General features: G+C 68.8%; 16 protein-coding genes and 2 pseudogenes. 9 read left to right on the top strand and 9 right to left on the bottom strand.

Features of this window, described 5'->3' with window-relative positions; genetic code table 11:
- Positions 1–50: 50 nt before the first annotated feature.
- From hscB to iscR, 6 genes are all read right to left on the bottom strand, one after another.
- Positions 51–569, bottom strand: a complete 519-nt coding sequence (gene hscB, locus IPG65_RS03120) for a Fe-S protein assembly co-chaperone HscB (RefSeq protein ID WP_293187816.1) — start codon at positions 567–569, stop codon at positions 51–53.
- Positions 566–799: a hypothetical protein gene (locus IPG65_RS03115; RefSeq protein WP_293187815.1), complete on the bottom strand. Its 234-nt coding sequence runs from the start codon at positions 797–799 to the stop codon at positions 566–568. The genes hscB and IPG65_RS03115 overlap by 4 nt, the downstream gene beginning before the upstream one ends.
- Positions 799–1,122 (bottom strand): iron-sulfur cluster assembly protein IscA, encoded by a 324-nt coding sequence (gene iscA / locus IPG65_RS03110; RefSeq protein WP_293187814.1) that lies wholly within the window; start codon positions 1,120–1,122, stop codon positions 799–801. Before iscA ends, IPG65_RS03115 begins: the two co-directional genes overlap by 1 nt.
- An 11-nt stretch (positions 1,123–1,133) precedes the next feature.
- The gene (gene iscU / locus IPG65_RS03105) at positions 1,134–1,517 is read right to left on the bottom strand and encodes a Fe-S cluster assembly scaffold IscU (RefSeq protein ID WP_293187813.1); all 384 of its coding nucleotides are present in this window, start codon (positions 1,515–1,517) and stop codon (positions 1,134–1,136) included.
- A 72-nt stretch (positions 1,518–1,589) separates the two neighbouring features.
- Positions 1,590–2,810, bottom strand: a complete 1,221-nt coding sequence (locus IPG65_RS03100; protein WP_293187812.1) for an IscS subfamily cysteine desulfurase — start codon at positions 2,808–2,810, stop codon at positions 1,590–1,592.
- 81 nt (positions 2,811–2,891) lie between these two features.
- A complete protein-coding gene (iscR, locus tag IPG65_RS03095) occupies positions 2,892–3,425 on the bottom strand; it encodes a Fe-S cluster assembly transcriptional regulator IscR (RefSeq protein ID WP_293187811.1) in 534 nt (177 codons plus the stop codon).
- A 348-nt stretch (positions 3,426–3,773) separates the two neighbouring features.
- Between iscR and IPG65_RS03090 the strand changes: the two genes are divergently transcribed.
- Complete coding sequence (locus tag IPG65_RS03090) at positions 3,774–4,253, top strand: BON domain-containing protein (protein WP_293187810.1); 480 nt, start codon at positions 3,774–3,776, stop codon at positions 4,251–4,253.
- A gap of 18 nt (positions 4,254–4,271) precedes the next feature.
- Here IPG65_RS03090 and uvrB read toward each other — a convergent pair whose 3' ends face one another.
- Positions 4,272–6,365, bottom strand: coding sequence for an excinuclease ABC subunit UvrB (gene uvrB, locus IPG65_RS03085; protein ID WP_293187809.1), 2,094 nt, complete (start codon positions 6,363–6,365; stop codon positions 4,272–4,274).
- Between the two features lie 100 nt (positions 6,366–6,465).
- Between uvrB and IPG65_RS03080 the strand changes: the two genes are divergently transcribed.
- The 3 genes from IPG65_RS03080 (at position 6,466) to IPG65_RS03070 (ending at position 8,779) form a co-directional block, all read left to right on the top strand.
- On the top strand, positions 6,466–6,972 hold the full coding sequence (locus IPG65_RS03080) for a DJ-1/PfpI family protein (RefSeq protein WP_293187808.1): 507 nt from the start codon (positions 6,466–6,468) through the stop codon (positions 6,970–6,972).
- Positions 6,881–7,492, top strand: a complete 612-nt coding sequence (locus IPG65_RS03075) for a helix-turn-helix domain-containing protein (protein ID WP_293187807.1) — start codon at positions 6,881–6,883, stop codon at positions 7,490–7,492. The genes IPG65_RS03080 and IPG65_RS03075 overlap by 92 nt, the downstream gene beginning before the upstream one ends.
- 105 nt (positions 7,493–7,597) lie before the next feature.
- Positions 7,598–8,779 carry an MFS transporter gene (locus IPG65_RS03070; RefSeq protein WP_293187806.1) on the top strand — a complete coding sequence of 394 codons (1,182 nt, stop codon included), beginning with the start codon at positions 7,598–7,600 and terminating at the stop codon, positions 8,777–8,779.
- Positions 8,780–8,815: 36 nt separating this feature from the next.
- On the opposite strand, the gene IPG65_RS03065 is transcribed toward IPG65_RS03070, so the two are convergent.
- Both IPG65_RS03065 and IPG65_RS03060 read right to left on the bottom strand, forming a co-directional pair.
- Positions 8,816–9,253 carry a type II toxin-antitoxin system VapC family toxin gene (locus IPG65_RS03065; RefSeq protein WP_293187805.1) on the bottom strand — a complete coding sequence of 146 codons (438 nt, stop codon included), beginning with the start codon at positions 9,251–9,253 and terminating at the stop codon, positions 8,816–8,818.
- Positions 9,240–9,536, bottom strand: coding sequence for an AbrB/MazE/SpoVT family DNA-binding domain-containing protein (locus IPG65_RS03060; RefSeq protein ID WP_293187804.1), 297 nt, complete (start codon positions 9,534–9,536; stop codon positions 9,240–9,242). The genes IPG65_RS03065 and IPG65_RS03060 overlap by 14 nt, the downstream gene beginning before the upstream one ends.
- A gap of 167 nt (positions 9,537–9,703) precedes the next feature.
- Between IPG65_RS03060 and IPG65_RS03055 the strand changes: the two genes are divergently transcribed.
- The 5 genes and pseudogenes from IPG65_RS03055 to IPG65_RS03035 all read left to right on the top strand — a co-directional run.
- Positions 9,704–10,903, top strand: coding sequence for an amino acid aminotransferase (locus IPG65_RS03055; protein WP_293187803.1), 1,200 nt, complete (start codon positions 9,704–9,706; stop codon positions 10,901–10,903).
- Between the two features lie 13 nt (positions 10,904–10,916).
- Positions 10,917–11,561 (top strand): nucleotidyltransferase family protein, encoded by a 645-nt coding sequence (locus IPG65_RS03050; RefSeq protein ID WP_293187802.1) that lies wholly within the window; start codon positions 10,917–10,919, stop codon positions 11,559–11,561.
- 230 nt (positions 11,562–11,791) lie between these two features.
- Positions 11,792–12,223: a DoxX family protein gene (locus tag IPG65_RS03045; protein ID WP_293187943.1), complete on the top strand. Its 432-nt coding sequence runs from the start codon at positions 11,792–11,794 to the stop codon at positions 12,221–12,223.
- Between the two features lie 35 nt (positions 12,224–12,258).
- Positions 12,259–12,848 (top strand): annotated as a pseudogene (gene upp, locus IPG65_RS03040) (uracil phosphoribosyltransferase); the annotation flags it as partial.
- A gap of 273 nt (positions 12,849–13,121) precedes the next feature.
- Positions 13,122–13,989, top strand: a pseudogene (locus IPG65_RS03035) (IS4 family transposase); the annotation flags it as partial.
- Between the last annotated feature and the right edge of the window lie 221 nt (positions 13,990–14,210).

The raw sequence follows: 14,210 nt of genomic DNA, 5'->3' as shown, positions 1-14,210 counted from the left end.
ACGTTGACGTGGTGGGAGCGGCGCCGGGCGCCTCGTTCTTTTTTGGATTCTCAGGGCTGCAGCGCCTCGGCCCTGGCCTCGATGTCGTCGGCGAAGCGCTCGATGAACATCAGCGCCCGCACCTGCCGGGCCGCGGCGGCGTGGTCGCCCTGCTCGTCGAGGAGCCCGCCGAGCGCGGACACGGCCCGCGCCCGCGCGGCCTGCACCTCGGCGCGCAGGGCATCCAGGCCGGCGGCGTCCCGCACCTCGTCCAGCGACTCGCGCCAGGCCATCTGCTGCATCAGGAAGTCGGCCGGCATGGCGGTGTTGTTCTCGGCCTGGATGGGCGCGCCGTGCAGCTCGCACAGGTAGGCGGCGCGCCGCAGGGGATCCTTCAGGCGGCGGTAGGCCTCGTTGATGCGCGCCGACCACTGCATGGCCACGCGCTGCGCGGCGGCGCCCTGGGCGGCGAAGCGGTCGGGGTGCACCTCGCGCTGCAGCCCCTTCCAGCGCGCGTCGAGGGCGCCCGCGTCCTGCGCGAAGCGCGCGGGCACGGCGAACAGCTCGAAATCGGTGGACTGCAGGTTCATGCTGGGGCGGACGGGAGGGGGGCGACCATGTCGGCGGGCAGCTCGCTGAAGGCTTCGGGCGGCGCCTCGACGCGCCAGACGTCCATGCAGCAGCCGCAGCCCTGGTTGTCGGAACAGCGGATGCGCGGGCCCCAGCGGCGCAGCCAGGCGTTGAGGGCGGCGATGTCGCGCTCGTTGTCGATGGTGACGGTGACCGTCGCGCGGGCGCGCGCGTCGCCGGCGGGCGCCATCAGACGCGGAACGATTCGCCGCAGCCGCAGCGGTCGCGCTCGTTCGGGTTGTTGAAGCGGAAGCCCTCGTTCAGGCCCTCGCGCACGTAGTCCAGCTCGGTGCCGTCGATGTAGGCCAGGCTCTTGGGATCGATCATGAGCTTGACGCCGTGCTGCTCGAACAGCGCGTCCTCGGGCGCCACCTCGTCCACGTACTCGAGCTTGTAGGCCAGACCCGAGCAGCCGGTGGTCTTGACGCCCAGGCGCACGCCCACGCCCTTGCCGCGCCGGGCAAGGTATTTGTTGACGTGCCGCGCGGCGGCTTCGGTGAGTGAGACGGCCATCGTGCGGGCGATCAGGCGTGCTTTTTCTTGTAGTCCTCGACCGCCGCCTTGATGGCGTCCTCGGCCAGGATCGAGCAGTGGATCTTCACCGGCGGCAGCGCCAGCTCCTCGGCGATCTGACTGTTCTTCAGCTCGGCGGCCTGGTCCAGCGTCTTGCCCTTGACCCATTCGGTCACGAGCGAGCTGGAGGCGATGGCCGAGCCACAACCGTAGGTCTTGAAGCGCGCGTCCTCGATCACGCCCGTGCTGGGGTTGACCCGGATCTGCAGCTTCATCACGTCGCCGCAGGCCGGCGCGCCGACCATGCCGGTGCCCACCGCGTCGTCGCCCTTGTCGAACGAGCCGACGTTGCGGGGGTTTTCATAGTGGTCGATGACTTTGTCGGAATAGGCCATGATTTACTCCTTTTATGATAGCTGCCTGCGCAATGTCCATGCGGGATTCAGGCAGTTTTCATTCAAAAAAACTCAGTGGGCCGCCCACTGGATGGTGGACAGGTCGATCCCGTCCTGGTGCATCTCCCACAGCGGCGACAGCTCGCGCAGCTTGGCCACGTTCTCGCGGATGACCTGGACGGCGTAGTCGATGTCCGCCTCGGTGGTGAAGCGGCCGATGGTGATGCGCAGGCTGCTGTGCGCCAGTTCGTCGCTGCGGCCCAGGGCGCGCAGCACGTAGCTGGGCTCCAGGCTGGCCGAGGTGCAGGCCGAGCCGGACGACACCGCCAGCCCCTTGATGCCCATGATGAGCGACTCGCCCTCGACGTAGTTGAAGCTCATGTTGATGTTTTGCGGCACGCGCTGCGTGGCGTGGCCGTTGAGGAACACCTCCTCGAGGCCCTGCATGCCGTCGATGAAGCGCTGGTGCAGCGCATGGGCCTTGGCGTTGTCCTGCGCCATCTCGGCCTTGGCGATGGCAAAGGCCTCGCCCATGCCCACGATCTGGTGCGTGGGCAGCGTGCCCGAGCGCATGCCGCGCTCGTGGCCGCCGCCGTGCATCTGCGCCTCCAGGCGCACGCGCGGCTTGCGACGCACGTACAGCGCGCCGATGCCCTTGGGCCCGTAGGTCTTGTGGCTGGCCAGGCTCATCAGGTCGATGGGCTGGCGCGCCAGGTCGATGGCGACCTTGCCGGTGGCCTGCGCGGCATCGACGTGGAAGATCACGCCCTTTTCGCGGCAGATGGCGCCCAACGCGTCCACGTCCTGGATGACGCCGGTCTCGTTGTTGACCAGCATCACGCTGGCCAGGATGGTGTCGGGGCGGATGGCGGCCTTGAACTGCTCGATGTCCAGCAGGCCGTCTTCCTTCACGTCGAGGTAGGTCACCTCGAAGCCCTGGCGCTCCAGCTCGCGCATGGTGTCCAGCACGGCCTTGTGCTCGGTCTTGACGGTGATGAGGTGCCGGCCCTTGCCCTTGTAGAACTGGGCCGCGCCCTTGATGGCCAAGTTGTCGGACTCGGTGGCGCCGCTGGTCCACACGATCTCGCGCGGGTCGGCGCCCACCAGGTCGGCCACCTGCTGGCGCGCGGCCTCGACGGCCTTCTCGGCCTCCCAGCCCCAGGCGTGGCTGCGGCTGGCCGGGTTGCCGAAATGCTCGCGCAGCCAGGGGATCATGGCATCGACCACACGCGGATCGACCGGCGTGGTGGCGCCGTAATCCATGTAGATGGGGAAATGCGGGGTCTGGCTCATGGCGGTTCGGTTCGTGGGTAAAACAATGATTTTTTAACGATTTCAGGCGCCAGCCAGCGTCCAGCTTGCGCCGTCAGCTCTCTATTTCGTAGTCATCCCGCCCAGCGCGAAGACCGAGTTGGGTGCGTTCACGCGGATCGGCTTGACCACCGGGCTGCTGGAGATGGCGCGCTTGGTGGCGGGCTTGTCCTCGACCTCGACGCCGTTGGCGTGCTGGTCGTCCACCAGCTTCTGCAGCGTGACCGACTCCAGGAACTCCAGCATGCGGGCGTTCAGCGTGGTCCAGAGGTCGTGCGTCATGCAGCGGCCGCCGTCGCCCCGGCAGTTTTCCTTGCCGCCGCAGTGGGTGGCGTCCAGCGGCTCGTCCACCGAGACGATGATGTCGGCCACGGTGATGTCGCTGGCCTTGCGCCCCAGCGAATAGCCGCCGCCGGGGCCGCGGGTGGATTCGACCAGCTCGTGCCGGCGCAGCTTGCCGAACAGCTGCTCCAGGTACGACAGCGAGATCTGCTGGCGCTGGCTGATGGCCGCCAGGGTCACGGGGCCGCTTTCCTGCCGCAGGGCAAGATCGATCATCGCGGTGACGGCGAATCGTCCCTTGGTGGTCAGGCGCATGGCTCACTCCTTGATCGGTCGATGAACATCGGCGGCGCTGCGCGCCCCGCCGTCAAAACTGCCCGGACCGCCGCCCCGGCGCCGCGCCAGCAGGCGCCGCCGCCAAGGTTCGGCCATTTCCGAGTATTTTTATCAAGTATACATCAAAGTTGACTGCGGCGCGGGGGCATCGGTTCCCCTGGCCCGCTCTGGCGCCTTGTGGACGGCCCTTTCGGCGGCACCGGCGTGGTGCGATTTCCTACATGCATTTCATCCCTGGACGACGCGGGCGCCGCCGCCAGGCGCCTATTGTCGAACCCAGGCGCCTCGCTGCCCGAGGCCCATCCAAACCCAAAAGGAGCCCTTCCCATGTCCGCACCCCATGCATCCCTGCGCCGCCACACCATGGTGGCCGCCGCCCTGATGGCGGCCCTCGGCCTGGCCGCCTGCAACAAGCAGGACGACCGCACGGCCAGCCAGAAGCTCGATTCGGCCATCACCCAAGGCCAGGAAGCGGCCCGCGAAGCCGGCCAGGAGATCAAGCAGGCCGGCCAGAACGCGGCGGCCGACATCCGTGAAAGCACGGCGGAGATGCGCGCCGACGCCAGCGCGGCCCTGTCCAAGGCCGAGGAGGCGGTGAGCGACGTCAGCATCACCGCCGCCGTCTCGGCGGGGCTGGCCAAGGACCCGGACCTGAGCGCCCTGAAGATCAACGTGGACACGCGCGATGGCGTGGTGTCGCTGAACGGCCCCGCCCCGTCGGCCGCCGCCAAGGCGCGGGCCGAGAGCATCGCCCAGGCGGTCAAGGGCGTGAAGTCGGTCCACAACAACCTCAGCGCGCCAGGCTGAAGAACGCCGCCGCCCCCCTCAGGCCGCCGCCGGAGCGCTCTCGCCCGACGCGCCGAAGGTGCGGGCCTTGAGCGCGGCCAGCTGGTCGCGCACGCGCGCGGCCTGCTCGAACTCGAGGTTGCTCGCATGGTCGAGCATGAGCTTTTCCAGTCGCCGCAGCTCCTTCGATAAATCCTTTTCTGACATTTCGATGGGCGCCGCGCCCACGGGCAGGCGCTCGGCGTCGCGCCCGCTCTTGTCGCTGTAGACGCCGTCGATCAGGTCGCGCACCTGCTTGACGATGCCGCGCGGCGTGATGCCGTGCTCGGCGTTGTACGCGGTCTGCCGGGCGCGGCGGCGGCTGGTTTCGTCCATCGCCCGCTTCATCGAGTCGGTGACGCGGTCGGCGTACAGGATGGCCTTGCCGCGCACGTTGCGCGCGGCGCGGCCGATGGTCTGCACCAGGCTGCGCTCGGCGCGCAGAAAACCTTCCTTGTCGGCGTCGAGGATGGCGACCAGCGACACCTCGGGAATGTCCAGGCCTTCCCGCAGCAGGTTGATGCCCACCAGCACGTCGAAGGCGCCCAGGCGCAGGTCGCGGATGATCTCCACGCGCTCCACCGTCTCGACGTCGCTGTGCAGGTAGCGCACCTTCACACCGTTGTCGCTCAGGTATTCGGTGAGCTGCTCGGCCATGCGCTTGGTCAGCGTGGTGATGAGCACGCGCTCGCGCAGCTTCACGCGCTCGTGGATTTCCTGCAGCACGTCGTCCACCTGGTGGGTGGCGGGGCGCACCTCCACCTCGGGGTCCACCAGGCCGGTGGGGCGCACCACCTGCTCCACCACCTGGCCGGCGTGCGTCTTCTCGTAGTCGGCCGGGGTGGCGCTGACGAAGATGCACTGGCGCATGCGGCGCTCGAACTCGGCGAACTTGAGCGGCCGGTTGTCCAGCGCCGACGGCAGGCGAAAGCCGTACTCGACCAGCGTGGTCTTGCGCGAGCGGTCGCCGTTGTACATGGCGTTGAGCTGGCCGATCATCTGGTGGCTCTCGTCCAGGAACATCAGCGCGTCCTTGGGCAGGTAGTCGGTCAGCGTGGCCGGCGGGTCGCCCGGCGCGGCGCCGGAGAGGTGGCGCGTGTAGTTCTCGATGCCCTTGCAGTGGCCCAGCTCGGCCAGCATCTCCAGGTCGAACCGGGTGCGCTGCTCCAGGCGCTGGGCCTCCACCAGCTTGCCCTCGTCCACGAACTGCTTCAGCCGCCCGGCCAGCTCCAGCTTGATGGTTTCCACGGCGGCCAGCGTCTTCTCGCGCGGGGTGACGTAGTGGCTGCTGGGGTAGATGACGAAGCGCGGCACCTTCTGCTGCACGCGGCCGGTGAGCGGGTCGAAGAGGGAAATGGCCTCGACCTCGTCGTCGAACAGCTCGATGCGCACCGCCAGCTCGCTGTGTTCGGCCGGGAACACGTCGATGGTGTCGCCGCGCACGCGGAAGCACCCGCGCGCGAAGTCGGTGTCGTTGCGCTGGTACTGCATGCGCACCAGCTGCGCGATGGCGTCGCGCTGGCCCTGCTTGCCGCCCACCTTCAGGATCATCCGCATCTGCAGGTAGTCGTCGGGCGCGCCGATGCCGTAGATGGCGCTGACGGTGGCCACGATCACCACGTCGCGCCGCTCCAGCACGCTCTTGGTGGCCGACAGGCGCATCTGCTCGATGTGCTCGTTGATGGCGCTGTCCTTCTCGATGAACAGGTCGCGCTGCGGCACGTAGGCCTCGGGCTGGTAGTAGTCGTAATAGCTGACGAAATATTCCACCGCGTTCTTCGGGAAGAACTCGCGGAACTCGCTGTACAGCTGCGCCGCCAGCGTCTTGTTGGGCGCGAACACGATCGCCGGCCGGCCCAGCTGCGCGATGACGTTGGCCATGGTGAAGGTCTTGCCCGAGCCGGTGACGCCCAGCAGCGTCTGGAACGCTTCGCCGTCCCGCACGCCCTCCACCAACTGCGCGATGGCCGTCGGCTGGTCGCCGGCCGGCGGGTAGGGCTGGTAGAGCTGGAAGGGCGAGTCGGGAAAGCTGATGAACTGGCCGCTTTCACCGGATGCGGCAGGCGGCGCGGCGGAGACTTCTTGCAGGGGCATGGCGCGATTGTCGTCGTCGGGGCGGGCCCGTGCCGGCGTGGCAGAAATCGCGCGATGGATGTCATTGCCGCCACGTCCGGGCGCTGCGATAGTGCCCGCCATGCCCCGCCCGTCGCCCTCCAGCCCGCGTCCCCCGCCGCACCGCGTCGTCTGCCTGGCCTTTCCTGGCGTGATGAGCCTGGACGTGCTCGGCCCCTTGCAGGTCTTTGCCACCGCCAACGACCTGCGCCGCAAACACGGGCAGGCGCCGCGCTACCGGGTGGAAGTGGCCGGGCCGCAGGCGGGCGTGGTGCTCACGTCGGCAGGCATCGGGCTGATGGCCACCCGCGCCTGGGCCGCGGTGCGCGGCGGCGCCGATTGCACGGTGCTGGTGCCGGGCGGCGATGGCATCGACGCGGCCGTGCGCGAGACGCCGCTGCTGGCCGTGCTGCAGCGGCTGGCGCCGCGCGTGGGGCGGCTGGGCTCGGTGTGCTCGGGCGCGCTGGCGCTGGGGCAGGCGGGGGCTGCTCGACGGGGTGCTGGCGACCACGCACTGGTCGCGCGCCGAGCAACTGCGCCAGTGCGCGCCGCGCGCCACCCTCGACGCCGACCGGCTGCACACCTTTGACGCCGCGCACCCGGTGCGGTCGCGCCGCTTCACCTCGGCCGGCGTCACGGCCGGCATCGACCTGGCGCTGGCGCTGGTCGAAGCGGACTGCGGCCGCCCGCTGGCGCTGGCCGTGGCGCGGCAACTGGTGATGTTCATGCGCCGACCCGGCGGGCAGCCGCAGTTCAGCCCGCTGCTGGCGCCGGAGCCGGTGCGCGCGCCCCGGCTGGCGCGGCTGCTGGACTGGATTCCTGGCCAGATCGGCAGCAACCTGACGGTGGACGCGCTGGCCGCCCAGGCCCGCCTGGCGCCGCGCACGCTGGCCCGCGCCTTTGCGCAGGAGCTGGGCACCACGCCGGGCCGCTACGTGGAGCAGGTGCGGCTGGAGGCGGCCACCGCCCTGCTCGGCCAGCGGCAGGCCTCCATCGCCACCGTGGCGCGGCTGTGCGGCTTTGGACACCCGGACACGCTGCGGCGCAGCTTTCAGCGGCGCATGGCGATCAGCCCGCGCGCGTTTGCCGAGCGCTTCGGGCTGGGGTGAGCCCTGACCCGTCCGCCGCAGCACCAGATACTCCTGTTTTCATAGCTACAGGTCGTTTTAAATCAACGGCTGGTGCCACTTTTTATTCATAATTTTTCATCTTCCATGCCCGCACCCAGAACGCCCTTGCAAGACCTCGTCGTGCTCGCCATCGGGCAGGCGCTCACCAGCACGGTGACGGCGCTGCTCACCGCCGTCTCCAGCCTGTCGGGTGAGCGGTTGGCGCCCTCGCCCGCGCTGAGCACGCTGCCCGTCACCGCCACGGTGCTGGGCGCGCTGGCGATGGTGTACCCGGCCTCGGCGCTGATGGCGCGGCTGGGGCGGCGCAGCGGCTTCATGCTCAAGGCGGTGGTGGGCATCGCGGGCGGGCTGCTCGCCTGCGTGGCGCTGTGGGCGGGCAGCTTTGCGCTGCTGGTGCTGGGCACCTTCCTGCTGGGCGTGTTCAGCGCCTTCGGGCAGTACTACCGCTTTGCCGCCATCGACGCCGCGCGCGATGAAGGGGAGCGCACCCGCGCCGTCTCGCTGGTGATGGGCGCCGGCGTGGCGGGCGGCATCGCCGGGCCGTGGCTGGGCGAGCGCTTCAGCGCGTGGTGGCCCGGCGTGCCCTACGCGGGCGCCTTTGCCGCGTTGGCGGGGGTGTGCGTGGCGCTGGCGGTGTCGCAGCTTTTTCTATCGGCGCAGCTGGGGCGGCAAGACCATGCACCGCACACACGGGTGGCAACAGCGAGCCCTGCCCCGCTCGGCGCGGCCTTCTACGCCGCCGCCGCCCTGTGCGCCATCGGCTTCGCGGTGATGACGCTGGTGATGAACGCCGCGCCGCTGGCCATGCACCACGACGGCCATTCGATGCACGCCTCGTCGGTGGTGCTGCAGGCGCACTTCGCGCTGATGTACCTGCCGGCCTTCATCCAACCCTGGCTGGCGGCCCGGCTGGGCCTGCGCGGACTGGTGGCGGCGGGCGTCGCGGCCGGTGGGGTGGGCACGCTGCTGGCGCAGTGGCCGCAGCAGAACTTTGCGCTGTACCTGGTCGAACTGGGCCTGGCGGGCATGGCCTGGAGCTTCATCTTCAACGGCGGCACGCTGCTCTCGGCCCGCACCTACGCCCCGGCGCAGCGGGCGCGGGCGCAGGGCCTCAATTCCACGCTGGTCTACCTGGCCAACGTGGCCGCCGCCTTCGCCGCCGGCGGGCTGCTGCATTGGCAGGGCTGGGCGGTCGTCAACCTGGCGTGCCTGCCGCTGCTGGCGGCGGCGGGGTGGTTGCTGCTTCGGATGCGGCGAGCGGGGTAGCGGGCTGGTTGCGGCGCAGGGGTGGCGACCGCCGCGCTACGGCGCGACGACCGCCAAGCGTGGAAAGTAGTTTCGGTACGGCACGGGATCGCGCGTGAGCACCGCCAGATTCGCCACCGCCGCGTGGGCGCCGATGTAGAAGTCCGGCAAAGGCTTGGCTCTGTGGCCGCCTCGGCTGCGGTACCGCGCAAAGGCGGCGGCGGTCAATGCGGCGCAGGCCCAGGGCAGGGGGCTGCGCACGGTGTCGTACACATCGAGCAGCGCATCCAGCGCCTCTGGGTCGGGGCCGGGAACCAGCAGTTCGGTATAGACCACCAGGTTGATGTGCAGCGCAGCGCGCTCGCTGCGCGACTGAAGCTGCGTCACGGCCCATTCATGCCAGGGGCTGGTCGCGTCGATGCAGTCGATCCAGATGTTGGTATCGACCAGGGTTCCGGCGCTGCCGTCGTAGCTGGCGAGCCTAGCGGTGCGCATTGCGCACCGCGCCTGGCGTGGCCGGAGCGCCCTCGTCGTCGCGCAGAAAGGCCATGATCTCGTCAGCCCCGAGTTGCCTGAACTCGGGCTGGAGGCTGCCTCGCACGCGCGCGGCGGCGGCACGCAATTTCGCGCGCCGGTCTTCCTTGACGCCGGTGCCCACCAGGGTGATGACGATCTTGCCGCCTTCCAGGCTGAAGGCCACTTCGCTGCCCGGCGCAACACCCGCGGCCATGCGAATGGGCTTGGGAATGGTGACCTGGCCTTTTTCAGTGACTTGCATAGGGCCTAAAGTTGGAATTGAAAGTAGGAATCTTACTACTACGGATGCCAACCCGCGAGTTGCCCAAACGCCGGGCTGGCCGCATCAGCGCCGATGACGCTTTGAGGCCGCAGCGCCCTAGAATTCAGGGTTTCCCCTTCATCCACCCCCCACTGGCAGGCCCGCCCATGTCTCTTTTCACCGCCGTCGAAATGGCCCCCCGCGACCCGATCCTGGGTCTGAACGAACAATTCGCGGCCGACCCCAACCCCAACAAGGTCAACCTGGGCGTGGGCGTGTACTACGACGACAACGGCAAGCTCCCGCTGCTGGCGTGCGTGCGGGCAGCCGAGGCCGACATGATGAAGGCGCCCAGCGCGCGCGGCTACCTGCCCATCGACGGCATCGCCGCCTACGACGCGGCCGTCAAGGCGCTGGTATTCGGCGAAGACAGCGAGCCGGTCACGTCCGGCCGCGTCGCCACCGTGCAAGGCCTGGGCGGCACCGGTGGCCTGAAGATCGGCGCCGACTTTCTCAAGAAGCTGACCCCTGGCGCCACGGTGCTGATCAGCGACCCGAGCTGGGAGAACCACCGTGCCCTGTTCACCCAGGCCGGCTTCCCGGTCGAGAGCTACCCGTACTACGACGCGGCCAAGCGCGGCGTGAACTTCGACGGCATGCTGGCCGCGCTGAACGCCGCCGCCGCCGGCACCATCGTCGTGCTGCACGCCTGCTGCCACAACCCGACCGGCTACGACATCACCGCCGCGCAGTGGGACCAGGTGGTCGCCGCCGTCAAGACGCGGAACCTCACGCCCTTCCTCGACATGGCCTACCAGGGCTTCGGCCACGGCATCCAGGAGGACGGTGCCGTCATCGGCAAGTTCGTCGCCGCGGGCATGGACTTCTTCGTCTCCACCTCGTTTTCCAAGAGCTTCAGCCTGTATGGCGAGCGCGTGGGCGCCCTGTCGGTGCTGTGCGAAAGCAAGGAAGAAGCCGCGCGCGTGCTGTCGCAGCTCAAGATCATGATCCGCACCAACTACAGCAACCCGCCCACGCACGGCGGCGCGGTGGTGGCGGCCGTGCTGGGCAACCCCGAATTGCGCGCTCTGTGGGAGAAGGAACTGGGCGAGATGCGCGTGCGCATCAAGGCCATGCGCCAGAAGCTGGTCGACGGCCTGAAGGCCGCCGGCGTGCAGCAGGACATGGGCTTCATCACCGAGCAGATCGGCATGTTCAGCTACTCGGGCCTCTCCAAGGACCAGATGGTGCGCCTGCGCGGCGAGTTCGGCGTCTACGGCACCGACACCGGCCGCATGTGCGTGGCGGCGCTGAACAGCAAGAACATCGACCACGTGTGCCAGAGCATCGCCAAGGTCGTTGGCTGAACAGGCGGGCGCTTTGACCGAGCCGGGCCGCGCCGATGCGCCGGCCCGGCTTTTTGTCGACCAGGCGCTGGCCAACCCGGCCAACCGCGCCATCCTGCAGCGGCTGCCGGCCCTCGGCCTGCCCGACGCCTGGCTGGTGGCCGGGTGCCTGTTCCAGACGGTGTGGAACCTGCGCGGCGGCCGTCCGCCGGCCGAGGGCATCCGCGACCACGACCTCTTCTACTTCGACGCCTCGGACCTGTCACTCGAAGCCGAGGTCGCCATCGGCCGCCGCGTGCAGGCCGCCTGCGCCGACCTGGGCGTGACACTGGAGGTAAAGAACCAGGCCCGCGTCCACACCTGGTACGAGGCGTACTTCGGCGCGCCCTACAGCCCGCTGCGCAGTTCGATGGAAGGCATCGACCGCTTCCTGGTGGACGGCACCTGCGTCGGCCTGCAGCCGCGGCCGGGCGGCCTGACGCTCTACGCACCGGACGGCCTGGGCGGGCTGATGCACGGCGTGCTGCGCCCGAACCCGCGCAGCCCGGACGCCCGGCTGTACGCGGCCAAGGCGCGCGACTACCAGCGCCGCTGGCCCGGGCTCCAGGTGCTGGACGACGTGGCGACGCAACGTGCCGGGGCCCTTCTCGTGCACGGGATCGCTGCGGCGCAGGGTTGATTGGTCACCCGCCCCATTTCGGCCACGCCCTTCAAGCTATCTTATTAATAGCTATTAGCGTAATAGGTATGCGGGCCATCGCCCGTTTTGTTCAAAGAAAGCCACCGGTCGCTGCTGAACGTTTTCAGGCATTGCCTCCACCCTCATGACCATCCTGGAGACTGACCATGCAAGCCGCACAGAACATCGCCGCCGCGCCCGCCCTGGGGCTGATCGGCAAAGCCCGGCGCATGGCCGAGGGCATTGCCCAGCCGTGGCTCGCGCAATTCGTGCTGCGCATCGCGCTGGCCGTGCCGTTCTGGAAATCCGGCATCCTGAAATGGGATGGCTTCCTGCAACTCAATGACACGGCGGTCTACCTGTTTTCCGACGAGTTCCAGCTGCACCTGCCGGGCGGGCCCTACCCCTTCCCCGCGCCCGCCGTGGTCGCTTTCCTCTCGGGCTGCGGCGAAGTGCTGCTGCCGGTGCTGCTGGTGCTGGGCATCGGCACGCGCTTTGCCGCCCTGGGCCTGCTGGCGATGACCTGCGTGATCGAACTGACGGTGCCGGAGGGCTGGCCCGTGCACCTCACCTGGGCCGCGATGGCGCTGGCGATCGCCGCCTGGGGGCCGGGCCGCCTCTCGATCGACCATGCGCTGGGAGACCGCGCGCCCCGGTCGTGAGCGGCGGGAGGGCAGCGCTCCCTACAATCGCCCGCATGCCGCAAACGCCCGCCCCTCGCGCCGCCCAGGTTCACCACATCACCCACCCCCTGGTGCAGCACAAGCTCACGCTGATGCGCGACAGGGAGGCCAGCAGCACCACCTTCCGCACCCTGTTGGGCGAGCTGGCGATGCTGATGGCCTACGAGGTGACGCGCGACATGCCGACCCAGATGGTCGAGATCGAGACCCCGCTGGAGAAGATGGCCAGCCCCATGATCGACGGCAAGAAGCTGGTGTTCGCCTCCATCCTGCGCGCCGGCAACGGCATGCTCGACGGCTTGCTGCGCGTGGTGCCCAACGCCCGCGTCGGGCACGTCGGCCTGTACCGCGATCCGAAGACGCTGGAAGCGGTGGAGTACTACTCAAGATGCCCACCGACATGGCCGAGCGCGACGTGATCGCGGTGGACCCGATGCTGGCCACCGGCCACTCGGCGGCGGCGGCGCTGGCGCGGCTGAAGGCCCTGCGGCCGCGCTCGCTCAAGTTCCTGTGCCTGCTGGCGGCGCCGGAGGGCATCCGCACCTTGCACGCCGAGCACCCCGACGTGCCCATCTACACCGCCGCCATCGACCGCGAGCTGAACGACCACGGCTACATCCTGCCCGGCCTGGGCGATGCGGGCGACCGCATCTTCGGCACCAAGTAGCGGCGCGCGGCGGGCAGCATGTTTGCTGCGTTTTAAATAGCGGGTTACGCAAGACTGGCGCTGGATAGAGGCCGAATTGATTCAAATTTCGGTGTGCGAATGCGGAATTGACTTCCCGGCAATAGCGCTGCGGATCTAGCTCCAATACTGTTCAGATAGACAAATGGCCAGCATAATTCGGCTCCATCTAATCCATGGAGGACGGAGCCGATGGCAAGAACGCGCAAGGTACTGCCGCACCAGGTCGATGTCGCCCACCTGATCAGCACAGGTGTACTGGCAAGCGTGTGTTCGAGGCCTCTGATCGACGAGGTGCTGGCCGAGACAGGGCGAGGCAGTCAGCGCAATCGGCTACCCCACAGCCGTACGCGGCCAGAGCGCCTTCCCGCAGGCGCGCCTGCTCGGCCTGGTCGAGTGCGGCACGCACGCCATCGTGGCCGCCGGCATCGCCGCGTACGCACGCAGCGAGAAGGCGATGGCCACGGAACTGCTGCCGGGCTGGCTGCGCAAGGACATGTTGGTAATGGCCGACCGGGGCTTCTACAGCTTCAAGCTCTGGGCGCTCGCTTGCGACAGCGGCGCCACGCTGCTGTGGCGCGTGAGTTCCAACATCAAGCTGGCGGCGCAGCAGGTCCCGCCCGATGGCTCGTACCTGAGCACCGTCTTCGACAGTGAAGACAGCGCCCGGCGGCATGGCCGCACGGTGCGCGTCATCGAGTACACGCTGCGCGACTTGGCCGTCCCCACAAAGGACAGCTACCGCCTGGTGACCACTTTGCTCGACCCCGAGCAGGCGCCCGGCCAAGAATTGGCGGCGCTGTACCACGAGCGCTGGGAGATCGAGGGTGTGTTCGATGAGTTCAAGACGCACCTGCGCGCCAGCAGCACCGTGCTGCGCAGCAAGACGCCCGATCTGGTGAAGCAGGAACCGTGGGGGCTGCTGCTGGCGCACTTCGCCATCCGCCAACTCATGGCACAAGCGGCTTGGCAGCGCGCACTCGACCCGGATCGCCTGAGCTTCAGCCACGCGGCGCGCGTGATCAAACGCAAGATGCCGCAAGCCGCGGCCGTTCCCCCTGAGCGCCTCGAAAGCTGGCGTGAGTCCCTGCTGGCCGAGATTGCCCGTGGTCGCTGCGTTAGTAGCCGCGGACGCCTCAACCCGCGCGGAGTCAAGCGCAAGATGAGCAGCTTCACCGTCCGCCATCGCGGCGCGTTGCTCCACCAGCGACATCAGCCCACGCCAGTACTGCGTATCTGAACAGTATTGGATTTAGCCCACAACTGCGTCCACGCCCAGCC

The sequence above is a fragment of the Ottowia sp. genome (assembly GCF_016703145.1).
GTDB lineage: Bacteria > Pseudomonadota > Gammaproteobacteria > Burkholderiales > Burkholderiaceae_C > Ottowia.
This window is presented reverse-complemented; position numbering and strand designations above follow the sequence as displayed.

Coding starts and splice junctions, on each gene's coding strand:
- IPG65_RS03055 (WP_293187803.1), top strand. CDS start 9,704: ATGTCTCTTTTCACCGCCGTCGAAATGGCCCCCCGCGACCCGATCCTG.
- IPG65_RS03070 (WP_293187806.1), top strand. CDS start 7,598: ATGCCCGCACCCAGAACGCCCTTGCAAGACCTCGTCGTGCTCGCCATC.
- IPG65_RS03045 (WP_293187943.1), top strand. CDS start 11,792: ATGGCCGAGGGCATTGCCCAGCCGTGGCTCGCGCAATTCGTGCTGCGC.
- hscB (WP_293187816.1), bottom strand. CDS start 569: ATGAACCTGCAGTCCACCGATTTCGAGCTGTTCGCCGTGCCCGCGCGC.
- IPG65_RS03100 (WP_293187812.1), bottom strand. CDS start 2,810: ATGAGCCAGACCCCGCATTTCCCCATCTACATGGATTACGGCGCCACC.
- IPG65_RS03060 (WP_293187804.1), bottom strand. CDS start 9,536: ATGCAAGTCACTGAAAAAGGCCAGGTCACCATTCCCAAGCCCATTCGC.
- uvrB (WP_293187809.1), bottom strand. CDS start 6,365: ATGCCCCTGCAAGAAGTCTCCGCCGCGCCGCCTGCCGCATCCGGTGAA.
- IPG65_RS03065 (WP_293187805.1), bottom strand. CDS start 9,253: ATGCGCACCGCTAGGCTCGCCAGCTACGACGGCAGCGCCGGAACCCTG.
- iscU (WP_293187813.1), bottom strand. CDS start 1,517: ATGGCCTATTCCGACAAAGTCATCGACCACTATGAAAACCCCCGCAAC.
- iscR (WP_293187811.1), bottom strand. CDS start 3,425: ATGCGCCTGACCACCAAGGGACGATTCGCCGTCACCGCGATGATCGAT.
- IPG65_RS03090 (WP_293187810.1), top strand. CDS start 3,774: ATGTCCGCACCCCATGCATCCCTGCGCCGCCACACCATGGTGGCCGCC.
- IPG65_RS03080 (WP_293187808.1), top strand. CDS start 6,466: ATGCCCCGCCCGTCGCCCTCCAGCCCGCGTCCCCCGCCGCACCGCGTC.
- IPG65_RS03115 (WP_293187815.1), bottom strand. CDS start 799: ATGGCGCCCGCCGGCGACGCGCGCGCCCGCGCGACGGTCACCGTCACC.
- iscA (WP_293187814.1), bottom strand. CDS start 1,122: ATGGCCGTCTCACTCACCGAAGCCGCCGCGCGGCACGTCAACAAATAC.